The sequence below is a fragment of the Micromonospora echinaurantiaca genome (assembly GCF_900090235.1).
GTDB classification, from domain to species: domain Bacteria; phylum Actinomycetota; class Actinomycetes; order Mycobacteriales; family Micromonosporaceae; genus Micromonospora; species Micromonospora echinaurantiaca.
The window spans coordinates 1,620,924-1,643,314 of sequence record NZ_LT607750.1 but is presented as its reverse complement, the minus strand read 5'-3'; the positions used below and the strand labels follow the sequence as shown (position 1 = coordinate 1,643,314).

Here is a 22,391-nt window from a genome sequence, read left to right as displayed (position 1 = left end):
TGCCCATGACCAGGATCATCAACCGCGTCGGCGACGCCGTGCTCGGCAAGGTGCTCGGCCGCGAGGAGGCCGGCGCCTGCGTGCCGGAGCACGGCCAGAAGTGCTCGTGCGTCGCGTCCAACGGCTACTGCTCGGGCGGTTCCTACTTCCGCTACTACCGGCAGGGCTACTACAACTGCAACGGCGCGTGCGTGACCTCGACGTCGCGGCCGATCTGTTACACCAAGAAGGTCGGCGCCTGCTGACCTGGCTGTCCGCCGGGGGCCGCGCCGGGCGGCGCGGCCCCCTCCCGACTCGCCGAGGAGTTTCCATGCAGGGTTTCGCCTACGCCGCCATCGCTGTCGTCGGCGCGGTCGCCGTGCTCAATCTCGTCCTGACCCTGGCCCTCGCCCGGCGGCTACGCGAGGTGCAGGCCGGCCACGCCCACGACCACGACGGCGAGCCCGTTCCCGAGGTGCTGCCCGCCCCGGGCCTGGACGTCAGCGGCTTCCCGCACGCCGACCTGACCACCGGCCGGCGCACGGTGGTCATGCTGACCCCGACCTGCCCCCCGTGCCAGACCCTCCTGGACGACCTCACCGCCGACGCCGAGCGCTACCGCCACGACACCCTCGTGGTCATGATCGGCACGCCGGAGGAGACGGCGGCGATGGCGCCCCGCCTCACCGGTTTCGACACGGCCACGATGTCCGAGCCGCGGGCCGAGAAGGAGTTCCGGGTCAAGGGGTTCCCCGCCGTGCTGTCGGTGGTCGACGGCGTCGTCGTCGGCGCCAGCCACCAGCTTCCGGTCCTGGCCTGAGACGTGGCGACGCTGCGAGCCGCCCTGCGGCTTGGCTGCGCCGACCCGAAGGCGCTCACCGCCATGGTCGCCCTGGTCCTCGTCGGCGCGGTGCCACCGCTCGGCATCGCGTGGTTCACGAAGCTGCTGTTCGACGAGGTCAGCAGGGGCCGCGCGGCCAGCCCGTCGACCGCGACCTGGTACGCCGTGGCGATCGCCGTCCTCGGAGCCCTGGCGGCGATCGCCAGCCGCGTGTCCGGCTACTTCACCACGGCGCTGCAGAACTCGATCACGATCGCCGCCGACGTGCGGCTGTACCGGAAGCTGAACACCTTTGTCGGGCTGGGCCCGTTCGAGCAGCCGGCACTGCGCGACCGGCTGACGCTGGCCCAGCAGGCCGCCACCCAGGCGCCGTACGCCGTCGTCATGTTCACCGTCGACGTGGTCCAGAACGTCGTCACCATCGGCGGCTTCGCCGCGATCCTGGCGTCCCTCTGGCCGCCGGCCGGCCTGCTCCTGCTCGCCGTGGCAGTGCCCGATTTCCTCATCCAGCTGCGGCTGTCCCGGCGGGCCGCGCGCGCCGTGGAGGACAGCGCCGGCCTGTTCCGGGCCCGGTTCCTGTTCCAGACCGTGCTGACCGACCTGCGTGCCGTCCGGGAGGTGCGCCTCTACCAACTCGGCCGGTTCTTCCACGACCGGCTCACCGGTGCGGTGCGGGCGGCCGCCCGGATCGAGCTGGCCGCCGCGCGGCATGCCACGGTGGTGCAGACCTGCTGGGCGCTGGCCGGTGCCGCGGTGACCCTCGCCGCGACGGTGATCGCGGTGAACGCCGCGGTCCGCGGCCGGCTCAGCCTCGGCGACCTCACCCTGCTGCTGGCCGCGTTCGCCGCGGCGCACAGCGGTCTGGCCGGCGTCGCCGGTCAGCTCGGCGAGGCCGGCACGGCCATCCGGCTGTTCCGGCACTACGTCACCGTTCTCGACACTCCTGTCGACCTGGCCGACGGGACCCTGCCGGCACCGCCGCTGCGCAGCGCCGTCAGGTTCGAGGACGTGTGGTTCCGCTACGACGAGGACGGCCCGTGGATCCTGCGGGGCGTCGACCTGACGATCACCGCCGGTGAGGCCGTCGGGCTGGTCGGGCTCAACGGAGCCGGCAAGAGCACCCTGGTCAAGCTGCTCTGCCGGTTCTACGACCCGGACCGCGGCCGGATCACCTGGGACGGCGTGGACCTGCGCGAGCTGCGGGTCGAGACGGTGCGTCGGCGGATGGGCGCGGTGTTCCAGGACTTCATGTGCTACGACCTCACCGCGGCGGAGAACGTCGGCATCGGCCGGCTGCCGCACACGGGCGAGCAGGTCGAGGAGGCCGCCGCGCGGGCCGAAATCCACGACCGCCTCCGCGCCCTCCCCCACGGCTACGCCACGCTGCTCAGCCGTACCTTCGCCGACCAGGACGGCGAGCCGGGGGTGACGCTCTCCGGCGGGCAGTGGCAGCGGGTCGCGCTCGCCCGGTCGCTGATGCGCGCCGACGCCGACCTGCTCATCCTGGACGAGCCCAGCTCCGGACTCGACGCCGATGCCGAAACCCGGGTACACGCGTCGCTGGCCCGGATCCGGCACGGCCGCACCGGCCTGTTGATCTCCCACCGGCTCAGCACCCTGCGCGACGCGCGACGCATCGTGGTGCTCGACGCCGGACGCGTCGTCGAATCGGGCGGGCACGACGAGCTGATGGCGGCCGACGGCGAGTACGCGCGGCTGTTCCGCCTCCAGGCCGACGGCTACCAACTGGCGGCGTCGTGACCGGCTGGCTGCGCCGCCGCTGGCGGCTGGTGGTCGTCCGCGGGCAGAGCATGACCCCGACGCTACGCGACGGGGAGCGGATCATCGTCCGCGTCGGGCGGCCGCCGGCCGCCGGTGACCTGGTCGTCTTCCGGGCCCGCGACGTCGTGCCGGACGCGGACCTGACGTGGATGGTCAAACGCGTGCACCGGGTCGAACCTGACGGCGCCGTGTCGGTGCGCGGGGACAACGCCCACAGCCAGGACTCGCGGCACTTCGGGGCGGTGCCACGCGAGGCGATCCTCGGCGTGGCCAAGGGGAGGCGATGACATGTACGTCGAGATCGGGTGCCGGATGCTGCTCGGCACGGTGCTGCTGACGGCGGCGGTCGGCAAGGTGTCCGGGCGGGCCGCGTACCGCGAGTTCACGAACTCGGTCCGCGACCTGGGCTACCGGCCGGCCGGGCCGCTCGCCGCGGCCGTGGTGACCGCCGAGTTCACCGCCGTCGTCCTGCTGGCGGTGTTCCCGCTGGCCGGTTTCGTCACCTCGGCCGCCCTGCTGGTCGCCTTCACCGTCGCCATCGCCGCGAACCTGCGTCGCGGCGGCGGCACCTGCCGGTGTTTCGGCCGCACCGCCACGCCGCTGGGCCGGCACCACGTGTGGCGAAACGCGTTCCTCATCGCCGTCGCTGCCGCCGGCGCGCTCGCCCCGGCCGGGTCCGTACGCCCGGGCGAAGCGGCCGTGGCCGTCGCCGGCGCGCTGGTCGTCGGCGTGCTGGTCGTCATGCTGGACGACCTGCGGTACCTGCTCGGCGCGCCCAACCGGACGTGACCTCCGCGCGGCCGGGTCGGCGCTCCCCAGGGCGACCCGACCGCCGCGCCGGGTCAGTTCCGGTTGACGCTGAACTCGTTGCCGTCGGGGTCGGCCAGCACGACGGCGCCGTCCGCACCGACCTCGAGCCGGGTGGCACCGAGGGCGATCAGCCGATCGACCTCCGCCTGCTGGTCACCACCGGCCGCGGCGAGGTGGAAGCGCTGCCGGTTCCGGCCCTCCTTCGGGGTCACCGGCGGGCCTCCCCACGCGACCTTCGTGCCGCCGTGCGGCGACTGGATCGCGGTCTCCTCGTTCTGGTCCCACACCAGTGGCCAACCGAGCGCCTCGCTCCAGAACAGGCCGACCTCCCGGGTGCCGTCGCAGGCGACCTCGCCGAGCAGGCCGCACCCGGCGAGGAAGTTGTTGCCCGGCTCGATCACGCAGAACGCGTTGCCCTCGGGGTCGGCCAGGACGATGTGTCCCTCCTCGGGGCGCTGCCCGACGTCGAGGTGGCCGCCGCCGAGCCTGAGCGCCGCGGCGACCGTGTGCTCCTGGTCGTCGGCGCTGGCGCTGGTCAGGTGCAGGTGCAGCCGGCGGGCCGACTCCACCTGATGCGCGCGGCTCGGGGCGAACCGGAGGCTGACCTGGGTGTCGTCACCGGGCAGGAGCGCACCACCGGAGTCCTCGACGACCTCCCGGCCGAGCAGGCCGGCCCAGAACTGCGCCAGGCGGGTCGGGTCGTGCGCGTCGAAGGTCACCGTCAGGGTTCGCGAGGACATCACTGCACAGTAGGTACGGCGCGGCAGGACAACAAGGCGGTTTTCGAGCAGCCCGTCGGTCACCGTTTCACCCCCTGCCGCACGGGGCCACGTCTTCGGGCCTTCGCGAACGCGGGGGACACGTCTCGGTGCCGGCCCAGCCACCTTTCGGCAGGCGGCCGGGCCGGATCCGGCATGCTGTCCGGACCTCCGCGCGGTCCGTCAGGTCGGTTCGACGGGCAGCCACAGCTCGCAGGTCGCGGTACTGAAGTCGTCGGCGCGGTCGAGGACCGCGACGATCGAGGGCCCCGGACGCAGCCGCCACGGGTTGGCGGGGAACCACTCGGTCGCGGTCGCGGCCCAGGCGTTCTGCAGGGCCTGCGGATGGGGTCCGGCGGTACGGAAGACCGCCCACCTGCCGGCCGCCACCTCGATGGCGTCGAGGTCGTCCGGGACCGGAGTGTCCCCGGCGACGGCGACCCCGTGCAGGTAGGTCAGTTCGCTGCCCTCCGTCCCGTCGGGGTCGAGGTCGTCACTGACCTGCAGCAGGCCCGCCGGCTCGGTGTCGCCGAGGGCCTTCAGCCGCAGATGCTCCTCCTGCGGCAGTGCCGTGATGTGCCGCTGGATGTGCGGGTTGACGCCCTGGTGGATCAGGGGAACCCGGGCGGCGTGTCCGACGAGCCGAAACGCGGGGCGGTCGACGATGCGGGTGTCCATGGGGATGCTCCCTTCGACGGTCAGGCGGAACCTGAGCTGGGGTTGGACGCGAAGAGGGCCTCCGTCGCGGCGGACGTCGCTCGGGCCGACGCCGTGGACCGCCCGGAACGCTCGTCCGAACGCCTCGGTCGAGCCGTATCCGTGCCGGACGGCGATGGCGAGCAGGTCGTCCTCGCCCCGGACGACGTCGGCGGCGGCGACGGTCATCCGGCGCCGGCGCACGTACTCCGACAGCGGCATGCCGGCCAACGACGAGAACATCCGGCGCAGGTGGTATTCGGTCGTGCCGACCGCCCTGGCCAGCCCGTCGACGTCGAACTCCTCGGTGAGGTGCTCCTCGACGAGGTCGACGAGCCGGTTGAGTGCCGTGATCACGAGGCCTCCTCTCGACGTCGAGCCTGACCGAAGCACCCCGGCCCGCGCCCGACCGCTGCGGTCCGATCCGATCATCTCCCGCCGGACGAGCCGATCCGCCGCTTGCGCGACCACCTCGACCACACCGGCGCTTCGCCGCGCCGCAGCCTCGGCAGGCGACCGACCAGGATCACCGCGCCGGCGCCGGCACCGGCGAGCAGCAGCGGCATCGCGGTGAGGCGCCACGGCCATCGAGGGCCGCGGAGCTCCCGGTCGGGCACCGGGTACTGGAGGGACTTGGCGACCCAGCGAGCGGTGGCGACGTCGTAGGTGTCGGCGATGTCGCGCAGCGCTCCGTCGAAGGGAAACTCGCCCGAATCGTGCAGCGCGACCACCGGGATGGACGTGTCGCCGAGGGCGGCGGAGCCCCCGGAAGCACCGCCGGGCACCAGCACGCGGTCGACGCCCGGTCTCGCCGGGTTCCAGCCGGAGCGGGGCAGGAACGTCAGGCCGTGCCGGGACCGGACAGCCCGCCCGTCGACGCTGAACGCCTCGAGGCGGGCCAGGTAGGACAGCTCGGTGTAGGGACGGAAGGCGGCGGCCAGTTCGATCTCGCCCACCCCGTCGGCCAGCAGCACGCCGGTCGTCGGCCGGTCCCACCGGTAGGCGGCGCTCAACAGCGCCACCAGGTCGCGCGGCCCCGGATCTTCGTCGGCGATGGCGACCGGACGGCCGGGTCGGTAGCCGGACCAGCGCAGCTCCCGGGACACCCGCTCGGCCTCCGTGGGACCGATGAGGCGCTCCACGACCCGGAGCGCGCCGTCGATCCCGGACAGCACGCCCGCGGTGGTGACGACGTCGCCGTCGTCGACGAACCGGACGCCCTCGGTCCAGTCCACGTCCGGATCGCTGCGTCGGAGCCCGATCAGCTTGAGCCAGTGCGAGGTGGCCGGCCGGCCGTCGAGGAGCCCGGCGTCGGCGAGCACCTCGGCGCCTACGCACACGCCCATCAGCAGCGGCGCTCCCTGCCGCCGCTGCGTCCGCAGCCACTCCACCACCTCCGAGGTGGGGCCGTGCAGCTGCGGCACGACGATGACGTCGGGCGGCTCGGTCGCCTGGGCGGCCAGCTCCGTGAAGCTCAGGTCGGGAACGAGGTCGAGACCGCCCGTCAGGGTCACCGGGTGGGAGGTCGGCGCCACGGTCACCACGTTGAACCGGCCCGTCGCCGCGAACACCTCGTACGGCGCGAGCGTGTCGGCGACGTTGGCGCCCGCCGAGCCGAGCACGATGGCCACCGTCGGTCGGCCCGGATCCAGGGCGGGGGCCGCCCGCTCGGGCGCGGCGACGCTCGGGGCGCGCTGGGGGTAGACCTCGTCGGCCGCTCGCCGGACGCCCAGCGTGCCGACGGCGGCGGGCAGGCCGAGCGCCGCCACCGTGATGATGACGATGTGTGCGATGCGTCTGCGCATCAGCGACTCCTGGCTCGGGGACGGTCTGGGGTGGGCTGGCGCGGGGTCGCCCGGGTCAGCAGCGGGCGAGTTGCTGGCGGCGGCGCAGGAGCACGGCCAGCATGGCGGCCAGCATGAGGACGTGGACCGCGATCATGAACGGCATCGTTCCGATGACCCCGGTCCACACCAGGGGCACCAGCGCGACCGGGACGTACATGGCCGCGCACATCTCGACGGTCGCGGCCCACGGGTGGCGGCGAACGCCCATCCGGATGGCCATGCCGATCGCCATGTCCGTCGCCATCAACAGGTACGCGGCGCCGGGGCGCTCGGCGAACGGGACGGTGAGCCCGAGGAACGAGCGGAGGGCGCCGATCACCATCATGCCGACGGTCATCGCGACGACCATCTCGACGTAGTGGCGGACCAGCGGGCGTACGAGGCGTCCGGATCGGCTGTGGGCGGGCGTGGCCGGGTCGGTGGTTGTCATGGACCCACCGTGCGCGGCGGGCTGTCGTCGAGGCGACGCTCGGCCCGGCGTTGGTCCGAATACTTGGGCTGGCTGTCCTGCGGACATGTCGCCACCGGCCGGCGCGGAACGTAGCGTGGCACCGTGGGGAGCACCCGTCGCGTCCTGGTCGTCGGCTATCCCGCGGCCGAACTGCTCGACATCGCCTGCGTGACGGCGTCCATGCAGATGGCCAACTACCTGCGGGGCCGGGCGATCTACGGGCTCCGGCTGGCCTCCCCCGGCGGCGCCGCGATCCGCACCGCCACCGGGTTGGTGGTGAACGCCGAGCTGGCGCTGGAACGGGCTCGTGGACCGTTGGACACGCTCATCGTCTGCGGCGGCATCGGCTACGTGGACGCGATGCGGGACGAGCGCCTGGTCGCCCACGTCCGTCGACTCGGCCGGGAGGCGCGCCGCGTCGCGTCGGTGTGCACCGGCGCCGGCGTGCTGGCCGCGGCCGGCCTGCTCGACGGACGGCGGGTCGCGACGCACTGGCACCACGCGGCGTACCTTCAGACGCGGTTTCCGCAGGTGCGGTTCGACAGCGATCCCATCTTCATCGCCGAGGGCGACGTGTGCACCTCGGCGGGCGTGACGGCGGCGCTGGACCTCATGCTGGCGTTCATCGAGGCCGACGAGGGTCCGGCGCTGGCCAGGGACGTGTCGCGCCACCTGGTGACCTACCTCCAGCGGCCCGGCAACCAGGCGCAGATGAGCATGTTCACGGCACCGCCCGCGATCCGGCACGCACTGGTGCGGGACACCGTCGCGTACATCTCGTCGCACCTGCGCGAGGACCTCGCCGCGGCGACGCTTGCCCGGCTCGCCGGGGTCAGCGAGCGGCATCTCGCCCGGCTGTTCCGCCGGCAGCTGGGCGTGACGCCCGGCCGGTTCGTCCGGCGGGCCCGGGTGGAGGCGGCCGCGCACCTGCTCACCGGGACCGACCTGACGGTGGCGGCGATAGCGGGTCGCTGCGGCTTCGGCACCGTCGAGGCACTGCGCCAGGCGTTCGTCGCCACCTACGGCGTCTCGCCGTCGCACTACCGGGCCACCCAGTCCACGTCCGGCGACCGCGCGGACGCCACGACGCCGGCGGATCGGGCGTCCTCGTAGCGCCCTCGACGACGGCGGTGTCGGTGCCAGCCCCGGTACCGGAGTCGCTGCCGGGTGTCCGGCCCGAAGGGTTCACCCGCCGCGCGGCCGGGCCCCGCTCCCCCAGGTCACCAACCGGCCGGTCCCGCCGTCCCGGGCGGGCCCGCGAGCACGGTGGGGACCTCGATCTGCGGGGTCAACGCACGACGGCGTAGCGGGCATGGACGGCGTACGGCGAGTGGTGGACCGAGAGGATCTTGAGGTCGACGTCCCGGTCGAAGCCCTCGAAGAGCCGCTTCCCACCGCCGAGGACGACCGGAGCGGTGGTGATGCCGAGTTCGTCGACCACCCCCGCCCGGAGCGCCTGCCGGATGACGTCAGCACCCCCGCCGATGGCGACGGCGCCGTCGCCGGCCGCCCGCCGGGCCTCCGCCAGGGCCTCCTCGAACCCGTCGACCATGAGGAAACCGGTGCCCGGATCGGGCTGGTCCGCGGTGCGGTGGGTGAGCACGACCAGGGTGCCGCCGAACGGGTTCCGGCCGCCCCAGGCCCCGGCGTTGTCGTACATGCCCCGGCCGCACAGGCCGGCGCTCGTGCCCTCCAGCAGCGCGTCGTAGTAGGCCCGGTCCGCGTCGGTCATGCCGGCGCCGGGTTCGTGATCCGTCTCGTAGGTCCACGGGCCGCCCATCACCCAGTAGTGGAGCCGCTCGCCGCCGACGCCGAGGCCCTGACCCGGGCGGTCGTCGGGACCGGTGATGTAGCCGTCCAGGGACACGGTGATCGCGGCCTTCACCAGGCCTCGCCGCTCGGTCGTGCTCATGGTTCCTCCTGTGACTGGTCGAAGACATCGGAGTTAGCAGAGACTGCTGGCCGCCTCATTCGTCGCTGAGCAGCGCGGCGGTCGGCAGCCGCCGGATCAGGATCGCCGGTACCAGTGCGGCGAGCACGGTCAGCAGCAGCGCAGCCGCGGTCACGGCCAGCGCCAGCACCGCCAGCCGGCCGTCCACCCGGCCGACCAGCAGGGCGGTCGAGCCGAGGCCGGCGGCGACCCCGAGGACGCAGCCGAGGGCCCCGACGCCGAGCGCCTCATAGATCAGCAACCGGTTGAGCGCGGCATCCGGCCAGCCGACGGCCCGGAGCGTGGCGAACTCGGCCGATCGTTCCCGTACGTTGAGGTAGAGCACGTCGGCCACGCCGAGCACCCCGAACAGCAGCACCCCGCCGACCGCCACCAGGTCCACTCCGCGTACCTGCACGGAGACCGCCTGACCGAGCAGCGAGCCGACCATGCCGTCGTCGAACGCCCAGAGCGCGGCGGCGATCAGGGTCACCGCGCCGACGCCGGCGGCGAGGCTCACCGCCCCGGCGAGGGCGCGCGCCGGCGCCCGCACCAGGTTGGCCGCCGCGAGCCCGGCGACGGACCGCGCGGCGGCCCGGCGGGCGGGTGCCGCACTCGCCTGGAGCGCCTCCGCCGACCGGGTACGGGCGGCCCGCAGGGCGGGCAGGGTGCTCGCCGCCGCAGTCAGCAGCACCGCGATCGGCACGCACAGCAGGGTCACCGTGCCGGAGACCCGTACGCCGGCGAGCTGGGCGAGCGGACCCGACAGCCCGGCGCCGAGCAGCCCCGCGGCCAGGCCGAGTGCCGTGGTCTCGGCGAGGACCAGCAGGCTCAGGCGCCAGCCGGGCCAGCCGACGCAGGCCAGGACGGCCAGCTCGCGGCGGCGGACCCGGACCGCGGTGGACACCGCGTTTCCCACCAGCAGCGCGCAGACCACCAGCAGCAGCCCCAGCAGCAGGACGTTCTTGCGGTCGACGGCGGTGACGATCTCGGCCGCCACACCCTTGCGGGTACGCGCCTCCGACAGGGTGAGGTCGGGGCGGCCGAGCGGGCCGGCGGGCAGCAGCACCGGGCTGCGTACCGTGGCGGCGCCCAGCACGATCTCGACGGTCAGGCCGGTCTGCCGGACGATCTCGTCGGCCACCATCCGGACCCGTTCCCGGGCCACCTCGTCGAACCGGTCGATCCCGGCGACCCGGACCCGCACCGAACTCAGCGGTGCGGCGGTCATCGCCGAGCCGAGGCTCGCGTACAGCTCACCGGCCGCGGTCAGGCTGGTCACCAGGCCGGGTGGACGGTGCGGGTAACCCAGCGGGTCGTCGCCCGGCAGCAGCGGGCGGTCGCCGAGCAGGTCGCGCGAGCGCGCGTCGGCGCCCACCGGCGGGGCCGGGCGGTAGAGGTCGAGGGCCTGCTGCGCGGCCTGGGCGTCGACCGCGTCCGGCGCGAAGCTGCCCACCGGGGTGACCGACCACTCCGACTGCCCGAGCAGACTCACCGGATCCGCCGTCCCGACGCCGCCCGCACCGAGCCAGGAGTCGCGCCACACGTCCTCGATCGCCGGGTCGGTCGGGTCGGCTCCTGATCGGGGCGGCACCCGGGCGACTCCGTCGGGCTGCTGTGTGTAGGCCAACGGTCCGGGCCGGAGCAGGGCCAGGATGCCGGACAGCGGGGCCTGCTCGGCCAGGGCGGCGTCGAGCCGGGCGCGGTAGACCTGCGCCAGGTCGTGCTGGACCGCCCGCGGCGGCGTCTTCGCCGAGTCGCGCAGCAGAGTCCAGAGCGCCTCCGTCGCGGTGCCGGGCACCCGGTCGGCGGTGGGGCCGGTCAGCCGGGACACGGCCAGGTCGATCCGTTCGTCCAGGCCGAGGTCGTTGGCGGCGAGCACCGGCAGCGTCCGGCCGGCCGGACCGGCCGTGGACGACGGGAAGAGCCGGTTGAACGGGGGTACGGGGGCGACGGCATCGGTGCCGGTCAGATAACGACCCTGGCGGACCGCCCGGTCCAGGCCGACCAGGCGCGCCTCCGCCGCTGGATCGATTCCGGCGACCAGCACCGGCACCACCGCCGGCAGCCGGACCTCCAGCCGAGCGGTGGCGGGAACGGCCGACGCTGGGCGGCCGGTGGTGAACACGGAGGCCAACCGGAACCTGCCGTCCGCGAGCAACTGGTACGCCTGCATGTCGCTGACTCCGGTCCGCCGGGCGTCGGGGTCGAAGCTGCCGACCGCGGTCTGGCAGACCTGCCGGCGCCGGCCGTCGGGCTGCACCTCCAGCGTGCCGCCGCCACCCGTGCCCGGGCACTCGGCGGCGGAGGTGGACTGGCTGACCCGGGTGCCGTCGGCGTAGACGTACAGCCGCCCACTCTGGCCGGCGAGCGGCACCAGGGGCCGGCGGGACACGTACACGTAGGTCGGCGCGGTGGTCAGCCTGCTCAGCCCGCGGTCCCCGCTGATCCGGGCGGCGACCTCGACGACCTGCCGCTCGGCCGACCGGTCGATCTGGTCGGTCACGTCCACCCTCAGGTCCGGCCGGATGTCGGCGAGGCCGAGAACCGCCAGCGGCGCGGCCACCTCGACCCCGGGGATCCGCTCGATCCGCCGCCACTGGTCCAGGCCGATCCCGCCGTAGGCCGCGGTGGGCCGGGTCTGGTCGAGCAGGCCGGCGACCGGCGCCGAGGGATGGACCAGGATGTCGTACGACGGCCGGAACTGCCCGTCGACGGAGCCCTGGGCGACCAGCCGGGAGGTGCTGGCGGCACCGGTGAGCACGGTGAACCCGGTGGTCGCGACCAGCACGGCGGCGAACACCGCCAGGCTCCGGCCGGGCGTGTTCCGCAGCTGTGACCAGACCATCCGCAACATCGGTGGGACTTCTTCTCCGCTCGGGCATTGTGGACGTCCGCCGGACCGGGCCGACCGAACGCCGCCATCGATGCGATTGTGCTCGCTACCCGATCCGCCCGTCGCGGATCCGGACGGTCCGGTCGCAGCGGTCTGCCAGGGACGCCCAGCCCTCGTACCGCTCGGCACGGGCTACGGAACTACACGCGCGCGATCGATCCCTCGATCCGCTCGATCAGCCGGCGTGCTGACCCGGGTCGGCCGGCCAACCACCGACCGCCCGGACGCCGAGCACGCCTGTCGAGGTGACACTTCCCCAGCCGCCGGGCACGTCCTGGACGTGCCCGGCGGACCTGGGAGTGGCGTCAGCGCCGGCTGGTGAGGCGGAAGGCGTCGAGGACCGTCTGCTCGACGGTGTTGCCGTCCGCGTCCTCCGCGCTGGCCCTGATGCTGACCGTGCCGGTGGTGTCGGCCAGTTGCGGGACCTGGTAGCTCGCGGTGTGGTTGCCGCCGCCCCTGGATTTCGTCGGGAGCGTCTTCCAGGTGACCCCGCCATCGGTGCTGATGGCGAGGGCGACGCGCTTCACCGCCGGCGCGGCGGCCACCTGGTGGTACGCGGTGACCGTGATCTGGTGCCGGCCGGGTGCGGTGACCGCGTCGCCCAGGTCGGCGCCGACGTCGTACCGCAGGAACAGCAACGGGTCGGCGTGGCACGGGCTGCCCGATCCCTCCGGGCACTTGGACCCCTTCGGCGGCTCGTTCCGGGTCGCCGCGGCGGAGGTGAAGTTCCACGTCGTCGTGGTGGCGCCGTTGTGGGCGGTCAGCCGGTAGCGGCGAGGCTCGGCGGGGAGGTGGTAGGTGGCACCCCAGATGAGCGAGTTGGCCTGGGGCAGCTCCTGGCCGTCGGCGTACATGTGCACGTTCTGGGGCTCGAACACGTACGAGCCCATGAGGTGGTCCGGCGCCGCGCCGGACACGAGGTAGGTGATCGGGTAGAACGTGTCGCCCTGCCGGCAGAAGGCACAGATCTCGTTGGACCAGTCACCCTCCCACTTGCCTGGTTGCGACCGGAAGATCTGGGGGGACAGTGCCGGCGCGCCGGGCACGAGCGGCCGGGAGGTCCACCGGGCGCTCGCCGGCCCGGCCCGGTCGGCGACGTCGATGGTACGGACACCCGGTTGCCCGCCGGAGGGCTCGTAGAACTGGTTCCGGACCAGGTCGGGCGAGACCGGGCCGCGGTAGGTGGTGAACCGGACGCTGTCGGTGAGGTAGCTGTACGGGACCCCGGCGACAGCCGTCTCGTTCGGCCGGAAGGCCGAGTAGATCAGGCTGGCCGGCTGTGCCTGGGTGCCGTGCAGGGAGGTGTCGACCTTGGCAAGCTGCTTGTCGGTGACCTCGGTGTGCAGCGAGGTCGGGATCCGCCCCTCCTGGTAGATGTGCAGGGTGTAGACGTACGGGCTGACCGAGTCGTATCCCGATACGTCGATCTTCACCGGGCCACGGCGCAGCAGGCCGCGCAGGTTCTCGGCCTCCGCCGTCGAGATGGCGGCGTACGGGATGTCGGCCACCTCCTGCGGGGAGGACCACCAGTCCGGCGCGACCGGCATGGGGCAGACGGTGGTGGGCCACGGCCCACCGGACGAGATCGGATCGACGAGCACCGCCACGGCACCGGCGGTCCGCGCTCGCATCAGTTGCTCGGTGCCGACGTTGCACTGCCCGCCGGCGGGCTTGTCGGCGTCGATCCGCAGCAGGACGATCTTGCCCTTGGCCGTGATCCGGTCGTAGTCCGCGGCCCGCCCGAGTCCGCCGTCGACCAGTTGGAGGGTCTGCCGGCCGCTGAACCGGACCACCTCGAAGCCGGGACTCCGGTACCAGTAGGTCGGCAGCATGGGCTTCAGGGCGACCCGCTTGGGGGTGGTGGCCGTCATGGTCACCATCGGCTTGCCGAGCACCCAGTTGGTCCCGAGGTGGAAGGTGCCGACCGTCACCGGCGGGCTGGGGATGGCCCAGAAACTGGAGTTGCCGTACCCGGTGAAGCTCAGGGTGCCGCCGCCCTGGCCGTTGCTGAAGGTGCGGAAGGTGGTCCGGGAGGCGACGAACGTCTCGGTGGGCCGGGGGGTGCCGACCGTCAACTGGCGGGCGGCGTCGGCGTCGCGCGTGAGGGTGGTGTCGCCGGTGACGGTGAACTCCGGCAGTTCCAGGTTGAGCTGCTGGTCCCGGCCGTCGAGCCGGAAGAGCGCGTGCCCGCCGCCCTGGTAGGTGCCGGGTGGCACCTCGAACGTCGCCTCGAAGGTGGTGCACGGATCGTTGTCCAGGCAACGCGCGCTGACCGATTCGTATCCGGACCCGACCGCGTTCCCGGCGACCTGTGCGAGCAGGAAGCCGAACGTCGGGCAGATGGTCATGAGGCGGGTGCCGCAGTAGAACGGTTCGCCGTTCGTCCTCTTGTAGGTCTGGGTGACCCGATACGTCGGTTGCCCGGTGTCGGTCTGCGGCTCGGCCTTCTCCGAGCGGAGCCCGGTGGGCCAGAGCGCGACCGCGTCGCCCCCGAGCTTCGGGGTGACCCGGTCGAACAGGTAGTCGCTCAGCTCGCCGACGCCGGTCTTGCCCTTGAAGCCGGCCCAGAACGTGGCGGCCTGGCGCGGGTCGACGCGCAGGTCGACCGTGCCGGATTCCGGGTGCTTCGCGGCCGTCGTCGCACCGGGCAGGCCCGACACCCGCTTGTCCAGCGCCGCCGCGTCCAGCCGGTCACCGTACTTGACGGTGATGCCGAGCGGGGTGTTGGCACCGCGCTCCACCTGGGCGGCGAGCCAGGCCACGTCGAAGATCTTCCGGTCGACGACGCCGCCGGCGACCAGCGCCTGCGCATCGCTGGGCAGCGCGTGCAGGAGGGTGTCCGTCCCGCCCGGTCCGGTCCGGACCTCGACGTCGATGGTCGGGCGGGTGCCGTCGGCCCGTGCCGCCGGGATGGCGGTGACGATGTAGCGGCCGCCGTCGCGGGTCAGCGTGACCTCGTCGCCGGTGATCAGGGTGATCGTGTAGGTCGACCTGGTCAGCCCGGGCAGCGAGACGGCCCGCAGGCCGTCCGCGGTGGCGGCGGCTCCGGCCGGTGCCGGAGCGGTCGGCTCGTCCGGCCTCGCGGCGGCGGCGCCGGCCGTACCGAGCAGGGTCAGCACCGCCGTGGCGGCGGCGAGCAGGCGTAGCCGATGTCTCCGCCGAGGGCGGCGGTTGCTGCGTGAGGTGTTCACGAATCGCTCCTTGCGGCAGGTGAGGTGGCGGGATGGCGGTGCGCGGCGTCGTACGGCAGGTCAGCCATCGGCCCGCACCAGTGACCAGTCGTGGGTCACGACCGTGTCCTTGCCGACCGGGATCGTCGCGGTGGCGGTCTGGTAGCCGGTCGCGCTCGCGGTGAAGTCGGTGCGGCCGACCGCGGAGCTGAACACCCAGTACAGGCCGTCACCGAGGGCCGGGTCGACCGGCGTGGTGACGCCCGTGCCGGCCTCCCGGGGCTGCCCCGTACGGGCCACGGTCGCGAAGACCGGCGCCCCGGTGTCGTGGTCGTCGGCGAACCCGACAACCAACCCGCCCTCGACCGGTCGGCAGGCGCGGGTGCCCACGAACACGTTGTCGACCGCCCACCACCATGCGTCGCGGCCCTGGTAGTGGAACCGGATCCGGACGTCCTCGCGGCCGGCGGCCTGTGGCAGCGGCAGGGTGACCTTTCCGAACGCGTGGTCGCTGGTCTGCCGCCACACGGTCTTCCAGGTCCGACCGCCGTCGGTGCTCACGTCGACGTCGGCCCGCTGGCTGGCGTCGTCCGGGTAGTAGGAGGTGTGGAAGGTGAGCTGCGGGGCGGCGTCGCCGGACAGGTCGATCGCCGGCGAGGTCAGGCTGGTGTCGTACCGTTTCCCGCCGCCGGTCGCCGAGTCGGCGATGGCGAACCTGCCGTCGCCGCCGTCGGGCACCGGCCGGTAGCCGGGGTTGTCGAACCGCCAGCTCGGCTTGCCCGAGGTCTGCCAGCCGTTCCGGGTGCCGGCGTCGGTCCAGTCGTCGAAGTCCTCGCTGACGCCGCTGAAGCGGTAGCCGGGGGCGGTGCAGGCCGACTCGTCGACGGTCAGCGCCGCGTCCTGGACCAGGTCCGTCTCTCCCAGCTCGAACGTCCGCTGGGTGGCCTGGTAGCCGGGGTACTGGGCGGTGACCTGCATGGTGTACGACGCGGATCGGGGCAGCCGGAGGCTGTACCGGCCGGTGACCGGATCGGTGAAGACCGGTCCGAGCGGATAGCCGTTGATGACGACCTTGGCGTACAGCGGCCAGCCGTGCCCCGACCCGTCGGTGACGGTGCCGCTGACCGTGTTCATCGGCTGGGCGACCAGCCTGACGTCGGCCGTCGTGGTCGCGCCCTCGCGGACCTGCGCCTCCGACGCGCCGGAGGCGTAGCCGTACTTCCGCACCCCGATGGTGTAGCTGCCGACCGGCAGGGCACCCGACTGGTAGGCCCCGTCGGCGTCGGTGGTCACCTCACGACTGACCGGCCCGGTGATCGTGACGGTGGCACCGGGAAGCGGCGTCGAGGTCTCGGCGTCGCTGATGGTGCCGCCCAACCGCCCGGTGGTGCCTCGCGGTACCTGCTTCAGCAGTGCGAGCGCGTCCAGTCGGCCCTCACCGAAGGCGTTGTTGTCGTCGTCGGTGCCGCCACACTGACTGTCCGGGTTGTCGATGGCCGTGCCGTCCAGCAGGGACCGCGTGCCGTCGATATCGCCCACCATCGCGGCCGCCGCCGACCAGGCCAGGGCGATGGCGCCCGCGACGTGCGGGCTCGCCATCGAGGTGCCGTTGAGGTTGGCGTACGCGCCGCCCGGCATGCTCGACCGGACGTTCACGCCCGGCGCGGCGAGGTTCGGCTTGATCTCGCCGTCCTGGCCGGCCCCGCGCGACGAGAACGGTGCGATCGTGTGGTCGGAGTCGTACGCCCCGACCGAGTAGTTGATCTTCCGGCTGCCTGGGGCGCCACTCGTCCGGCAGCCCGGCCCGTTGTTGCCGTTGGCCCAGACGCCGAAGATGCCCGACGCGGTCCACGCCAGGCTGATGTCCTCCAGGAACGGGGCGTCCGACGGGGTGGTGGTGCCCCACGAGTTGTTGATGATGTGCGGCCGCTTGCTGGCATCCGGGTTCTGCCCGTTCAGGTCGGTCGGCTCCAGCAGCCACTGGCCGGAACTGATCAGCGCGGCGTCGTCCGGGCAGCAGCCGTTGGCCGCGATCCACCGGGCTCCGGGGGCCACCCCGATCCGGTTGTCGGCGCCGTCGTCGCCGACCATGGTGCCCATCGTGTGCGTGCCGTGCCCGTCACCGTCGCAGGGCGCGCCGCCGCAGGTGCCGGCCGCGTCGAACCAGTTGTAGTTGTGGTCGAACACGCCGTCGCCCTTGTTGCCGCGGTACTGCCGCACCAGCGCCGGGTGGTCGAACTGGACGCCGGTGTCGATCGAGGCCACCGTGATGTCCTCGCCGCGTACGCCGAACTGGTCCCACACGTCGTCGGCGTTGATGTTCGCGACTCCCCACTCGACCGCGTCGACCGCCTGCCGGCCGACACCCTTGGTGATCGGGGGCGGGTCGACCGTGAACGACGGCAGCAGCGAACTGACCTCGCTCCTGGCAGCCAGCCGCTCGGCGAGGGCCTGGTCGCCGGTCACCTTGATCGCGTTCGTCGCCCAGAAGCTCCGGTAGGTGACGCCGGAGGCGGAGAGTTCCTCGCGTACCGCCCGCTGGCTCTCGTCGGCGGCCTGCCGCAGGGCCTTGGCCACCGCGGTGCCGCGCGCGTCCCAATCGGTGATCGCGCTGGCCTTGGCCAGGTCCGCCTTCGCGTCGAAGTAGACCCAGAAGTCCACGGTCGACTCCCGGGCACTCAACTGGGTCTGCAGCTGCGGGCGGATCTTGGCCTTCGCCGCGGCTGCGTTCCGCGGGTCCGGAGTGGTCGACGGGAGCGCGGTGGCGGCACCGTTCAGGGCGAGTACCGTGGCCGCGGCGGCCACCACCACGGTCGTGATTCTTCGTCTCGGATGGGCAAGGCGCATAGTGGCTCCTCGTCTGGGAGGACGGTGGGGACGCCGACCGTGGCTGGTCACAGCGGCAGATATCGGTCGTCGTCCTCGACGTCGGTCTCGTCGCCCGGTCCGGCCCCGGGGCGGGACTCGCCGGGTACATCGGCCGGGCGGGCGGCCTCCGACGACGTCGTCTCGTCCTGATCAGGGTCATCGCGATGCGGCATGCCAGCATCGTGGTCAACCGCGAGACGGTGCTGCGATCCCTCAGGTGAGGGAAACAATCCGGATCGCCCGCGGGTCAGTCGCCCGCCGCCGTGCCCGGCTCGGAGACCAGTCCCGTGGCGATCGCCCGGGCGGACAGGGCCGCCCGCGAGGAGACCCCGAGCTTGCGCATCGCCGACTTCATCTGGCTGGCCACGGTGTGGTGTGAGCGGTGCAGGGCATCGGCGATCTCCCGGTTCGTCCGCCCTTCGGCCGCGAGGGCGACGACCTCCAACTCGCGGGGCGACAGCTCGGACCCGTAGCCCTTCCGGCCGCCGCGCCACACGCGCGGCACCGGGCGTCCGTGCGCACGCAGGACGCGAGCGACCCGGTCCACGTCGAGCTTCGCCGGCAGGGAGGACAATCCGCTCAGGACGTCGGTGAGCAGGTCGAGCCCGTCCGGGACGGCACCGGCCCGGATCAGGCACCCTGCCTGCCGCTCGCGGGACAGCGCCGCGCTGTACGGCCGGGGAAGCGCCGCCCAGGCCGCGGCGGCCTGCCCGTACAGGCCCGCCGCCGAGGCGTGGTCGCCGGCGGCCTCGGCGAGCAGGCCACGGCAGTCCAGCACGGCGGCCTGCGGTGCCGGCAGCCGCCCGCTGCCCAGCCCTCGGGCGAACGCCTCGACCAGGTCCTGTGCCTGCGGCACGGCACCGACGGCGAGCAGGGCCTGGACACGGGCCGGCACCACGTCGGTGCCCCAGAGCCAGACCCCTTTCTCCGCGACGACCTCGCACGGGTCCCGGGAGATCGTCAGGGCCTCGTCGGGCCGGCCCTCGCGCAGCCGGATCTGCACCAACGTCGCCACCGCCTCCGCGACCGTGTCCCAGGCGCCGGCGTCCCGCGCGCCGGCGACGACGCGTTCGATCTCCTCGGCGGCCTGGACGAGGTCGCCGGCCGCCATCCGGAGCAGGCCGCTGATCATGATCGGCTCGACCCGGCTGACCGGGTGGAAGTCGTCCGTGTCCGCCAGCGCCGCCGACCGCTCCGCGAGGCCGTCCCAGGCTCCGGTGAACCAGTCGAGGTGCAACTGGGTGGAGTCGATGAGATCGGTGATCCTGACCTGTTCGTACTCGACCGCGAGGCGACGCGCGGTAGCGAGCCAGCGGCCGGCTTCCGCGTACCGCCCCCACCGCATGGCCCCGTCACCGAAGTTGAGGTAGCCGACGGTGATGATCCGGCGGTCCCTGACGGTCCGGGCCGCGGTTGGCATGTGCGCGGCCTCCACCCAGCCACGCTCGTCACCGAGTTGCAGCAGGGCGGCAGCCCGGCCGGCCGCGACGCGCAGCCGGTCCGACGGCTCCAGTGACCGCGCGAACTCCGCCGCCCGGTCCAGCCAGGTCAGGTGCCGAGCCGCCGGTGGGCGGCCGCGCGGCCAGCCGAGCAGCATCATGGCGACGGCGGGCGAGGCACGCTGACGATCGAGGTGCGGCAGCGCCCTTTCCAGCTCGGCGTGCGCCTCGTCGAACTCCTCCATGTCGTTGAGGATCCGGGCGAGCTGGAACCGCAGGTTCGCCTCGACACCCGGATCGGGTACGCCCCGGCCGAGGACCCGACGGACGGCGGCGGCGAGGTCCCGCAGGCGACCCGGACCGGTGAAGGAACCGAACGGCACCTTCTCCACCAGCACGCACATCTGCTCGGCCGGCACGTCGCCGTTGGTCAGCACGTCGTGCAGCAGCGCGCCCGCTGTCGTCTCGTCGCCGGTCTCCAACGCCACGTCCGCGGAGAGTTCCGCGTACCTGCCCCACCTCTTGCCGTCACCGGCGTGGCGGAAGTGCCGCGCGAGCTGCGCCAGCGGTCGCGGGGTCACGGTTTCGAGCACCCGCCCGGCGCGCTCGTGCAGCGTACGACGTTCCCGCTCGGGGGTGGCGTCGTAGATGGCCCGACCAGCCAGCACGTGGCGGAAGGACACCCGGAGGTGGTCACGGAGGTGCAGCAGGCGGTGCGCGATCGCCTCGGCCAGCCCGGCGGCGAACTCGGCGGGCGGCAGTTCGCTGATCTGCGACAACATCTGCTCGGCGATGGGGTCGGCGACGACCGCGGCGGCTCGTAGCACCGATCGGGTGGATTGGTCCAGGCGGCTGGCGTGCTCCAGCACGGTGTCCCGCACCGTCGGGGGCACCACGATCTCGTCCAGTGGCAGCCGCTTCCAGCCCTGGTCGCGGCGGACCAGGTCGCCGCGTCGGGCCATGAGTCGCACACACTCCTCCACGGCGAGGGGCACCCCTTCGGTGTGCGCGTGCAGATGCTGGGCGAACTCGGCGGAGAGCCGCTGGTTGGCCAGCATCGAGGAGGCCAGCGCCGCGGTCTCGGACTCATCGAGCGGGTTGAGGACGAGTCGGAGCCGTGCGCGGTGTGGCCTGAGGCGTCCCGACAGGTGCAGCAACCACGGGTCCCCGACCAGGTCCTCCGGACGGTAGGCCACCACCAGGCTCGGCCCCTGCCCGTACCGTTCGGCCAGGAACAGCAGGAACTCCCGGGTCGCGTCGTCGGACCACTGTGCGTCGTCGACGACGAGCAGGTTCACCCCCAGCTTGTCGAGCAGTTCGGCGAGTGCCCGGAGCACCCGGTGGCGGGCGGCGCTCGCGTCCTCCGCCGGCTCGGGAGCCGGTGGCAGGTGCTCTGCCCACTCGGGGAACAGCGGCCGCAAGGCACCGGCGAGGCCACTGAGGTCCAGGTTCGCCACCGTGTCGACGTCGGTTGCCAGGAGCGCCTCGACGATCGGTCCCAACGTGTACGGCTCGTGCAGCGGCGGACAGACCGCCGTCAGGGCGGAATGGACGGCGCCGGCGGGGGACGACAGGAACTCGTCCAGGAGGCGGCTCTTGCCGACCCCGGCCTCCCCCTCGATCAGCACCAGTGCCGAGGTGTTGGTGAGGACCTGCCCCAGCCGGACGAGGTCCCCGTCGCGGCCGATCAGCAGCGGCGCCGCCACCCCACCGACGTCCACATCGGCCGCACCGGAGTGGGGAGCGACCTCGCCGACCACCACTGCCCCCTACAGCTCGCCTGCTCACGCGTCCACAGCTGACAGTGATCATCGTTCAGGTGGTCGCCCGCAGCAACCGTCGTCCCGTGGTCGGCGGGGCGTCCGTCGCCGCGTGCCGGGCTCCTCAGGAGACGGTGAGTCAGAGCCAGCCGCGGTCGCGGGCCTGCCACCCCAGTTGCAGCCGCGACCGCGAGTTGGTCAGCTCCATGAGGTGCTGCACCCGACGGACCACCGTGCGGCGGCTGACGCCCAGCCGCGCGCTGACCGCCTCGTCGGTCAGGCCGGCGACGAGCAGCGACAGCAGGTGCCGGTCGGCGGCGGAGACCGCGGTGGCGGCGGCGAGGTCGGCGGAGTCGGCCACGGACAGCGGCGTGGCCTGGTTCCAGACCGTCTCGAAGAGCGCGATCAACGCGTCGAGCAGGCCACACGGGTGCACCAGCAACGCCGCGTCGTGTGCCGCCTGCGTCCACGCCAGCGGCAGCAGGGCCAGCTCCCGGTCGGCGACGGCGAGCTTGGTGGGTAGGCCGTGCGCCAGTCGGGCGTGCTCGCCCTCCTGCACGTGCACGACGACGCTGGCCACGAAACCGGGATCGGTCAGCGCGTCGACGTCGTACACCGCCCGGTAGGTGATCCCGGCGGCCTGCCGTTCCAACTGCTGGCGGTTGACGTCCTTCGGCACCGCGTACGGCGGGGCGACCAGCACCCGCATCTGCTGCCGGGCGGTGCGTTGCAACCGGTCGAAGGCCTGCGCGACGGCCGCCCGGCCGGAGACGATCTCGATCAGCTCCTCGGTGCGCCGGTTGCTGGCCCGGCTGCGTGCCTCCTGGGCGAGGCGGTGAGCGGCCGCCCGTACGCCCTCCAGCTCCTCCTGGCGGCGGCGGACCTGCTGTTCCACCGCCAGCTCCGGGGGAACCGGTACGACCCGCTCCTCGGGTGCCGGGGTGTGGTGCACGAAGCCCTTGCGGTGCAGGGAGAGCACCGCGCGGCGCACCTGGGCGGGGCTGAGTCCGGTCCGGGCGGTCAGCTGCGTCAGCGTCGCACCGCCCTGGCGGACCAGCGCGAGGTAGGCCGTCTCCTCGGCCGCGCTCAGCCCGGCCGGTCCAAGCACGATGGTCCTCCCCTGGCGCATCTGGGCCATGTCTCAGCTGCGCTGACTCTAGATCC

General features: G+C 73.3%; 17 protein-coding genes. 6 read left to right on the top strand and 11 right to left on the bottom strand.

The genetic code is table 11. From position 1 onward, the window contains the following. Positions 1–5: 5 nt before the first annotated feature. The 5 genes from GA0070609_RS07555 to GA0070609_RS07535 all read left to right on the top strand — a co-directional run bounded on the left by GA0070609_RS07555 (position 6) and on the right by GA0070609_RS07535 (position 3,391). Positions 6–245 carry a hypothetical protein gene (locus tag GA0070609_RS07555; RefSeq protein WP_088993145.1) on the top strand — a complete coding sequence of 80 codons (240 nt, stop codon included), beginning with the start codon at positions 6–8 and terminating at the stop codon, positions 243–245. A 65-nt stretch (positions 246–310) separates the two neighbouring features. Further along, positions 311–799 (top strand): hypothetical protein, encoded by a 489-nt coding sequence (locus GA0070609_RS07550; protein ID WP_088993144.1) that lies wholly within the window; start codon positions 311–313, stop codon positions 797–799. 3 nt (positions 800–802) lie between these two features. Next, a complete protein-coding gene (locus GA0070609_RS07545; protein WP_088993143.1) occupies positions 803–2,581 on the top strand; it encodes an ABC transporter ATP-binding protein in 1,779 nt (592 codons plus the stop codon). Next, entirely contained in the window at positions 2,578–2,889 is a 312-nt protein-coding gene (locus GA0070609_RS07540; RefSeq protein ID WP_088993142.1) for a S24/S26 family peptidase, read from the top strand. Before GA0070609_RS07545 ends, GA0070609_RS07540 begins: the two co-directional genes overlap by 4 nt. 1 nt (position 2,890) lies before the next feature. Beyond that, positions 2,891–3,391 carry a MauE/DoxX family redox-associated membrane protein gene (locus tag GA0070609_RS07535; RefSeq protein ID WP_088993141.1) on the top strand — a complete coding sequence of 167 codons (501 nt, stop codon included), beginning with the start codon at positions 2,891–2,893 and terminating at the stop codon, positions 3,389–3,391. Positions 3,392–3,444: 53 nt separating this feature from the next. Here GA0070609_RS07535 and GA0070609_RS07530 read toward each other — a convergent pair whose 3' ends face one another. From GA0070609_RS07530 to GA0070609_RS07515, 4 genes are all read right to left on the bottom strand, one after another. Then, positions 3,445–4,152: a VOC family protein gene (locus tag GA0070609_RS07530; RefSeq protein WP_088993140.1), complete on the bottom strand. Its 708-nt coding sequence runs from the start codon at positions 4,150–4,152 to the stop codon at positions 3,445–3,447. 201 nt (positions 4,153–4,353) lie between these two features. Beyond that, the gene (locus GA0070609_RS07525) at positions 4,354–5,223 is read right to left on the bottom strand and encodes an AraC family transcriptional regulator (RefSeq protein WP_088993139.1); all 870 of its coding nucleotides are present in this window, start codon (positions 5,221–5,223) and stop codon (positions 4,354–4,356) included. 71 nt (positions 5,224–5,294) lie between these two features. Then, positions 5,295–6,671, bottom strand: coding sequence for a DJ-1/PfpI family protein (locus GA0070609_RS07520; protein WP_088993138.1), 1,377 nt, complete (start codon positions 6,669–6,671; stop codon positions 5,295–5,297). A 55-nt stretch (positions 6,672–6,726) separates the two neighbouring features. Next, positions 6,727–7,143, bottom strand: a complete 417-nt coding sequence (locus tag GA0070609_RS07515; RefSeq protein WP_197700228.1) for a hypothetical protein — start codon at positions 7,141–7,143, stop codon at positions 6,727–6,729. Positions 7,144–7,266: 123 nt separating this feature from the next. On the opposite strand from GA0070609_RS07515, the gene GA0070609_RS07510 reads away from it, so the two are divergent. Then, complete coding sequence (locus GA0070609_RS07510; RefSeq protein ID WP_231928570.1) at positions 7,267–8,277, top strand: GlxA family transcriptional regulator; 1,011 nt, start codon at positions 7,267–7,269, stop codon at positions 8,275–8,277. A 175-nt stretch (positions 8,278–8,452) separates the two neighbouring features. Here the strand turns inward: GA0070609_RS07510 and GA0070609_RS07505 are convergent, their stop codons facing one another. From GA0070609_RS07505 to GA0070609_RS07480, 7 genes are all read right to left on the bottom strand, one after another. After that, positions 8,453–9,076, bottom strand: a complete 624-nt coding sequence (locus tag GA0070609_RS07505) for a dihydrofolate reductase family protein (protein WP_088993137.1) — start codon at positions 9,074–9,076, stop codon at positions 8,453–8,455. A gap of 55 nt (positions 9,077–9,131) precedes the next feature. Beyond that, a complete protein-coding gene (locus tag GA0070609_RS07500; RefSeq protein WP_157748078.1) occupies positions 9,132–11,951 on the bottom strand; it encodes an ABC transporter permease in 2,820 nt (939 codons plus the stop codon). 344 nt (positions 11,952–12,295) lie between these two features. After that, positions 12,296–15,181: a protease-associated domain-containing protein gene (locus GA0070609_RS07495; protein WP_157748077.1), complete on the bottom strand. Its 2,886-nt coding sequence runs from the start codon at positions 15,179–15,181 to the stop codon at positions 12,296–12,298. Positions 15,182–15,241: 60 nt separating this feature from the next. Next, complete coding sequence (locus tag GA0070609_RS07490; protein ID WP_172899304.1) at positions 15,242–17,971, bottom strand: S8 family serine peptidase; 2,730 nt, start codon at positions 17,969–17,971, stop codon at positions 15,242–15,244. A gap of 83 nt (positions 17,972–18,054) precedes the next feature. Further along, complete coding sequence (locus GA0070609_RS33085; RefSeq protein WP_157748076.1) at positions 18,055–18,201, bottom strand: hypothetical protein; 147 nt, start codon at positions 18,199–18,201, stop codon at positions 18,055–18,057. A 74-nt stretch (positions 18,202–18,275) separates the two neighbouring features. Beyond that, entirely contained in the window at positions 18,276–21,227 is a 2,952-nt protein-coding gene (locus GA0070609_RS07485; protein ID WP_172899303.1) for a helix-turn-helix transcriptional regulator, read from the bottom strand. Positions 21,228–21,366: 139 nt separating this feature from the next. Beyond that, entirely contained in the window at positions 21,367–22,335 is a 969-nt protein-coding gene (locus GA0070609_RS07480; protein ID WP_197700227.1) for a TrmB family transcriptional regulator, read from the bottom strand. Positions 22,336–22,391 lie beyond the last annotated feature (56 nt).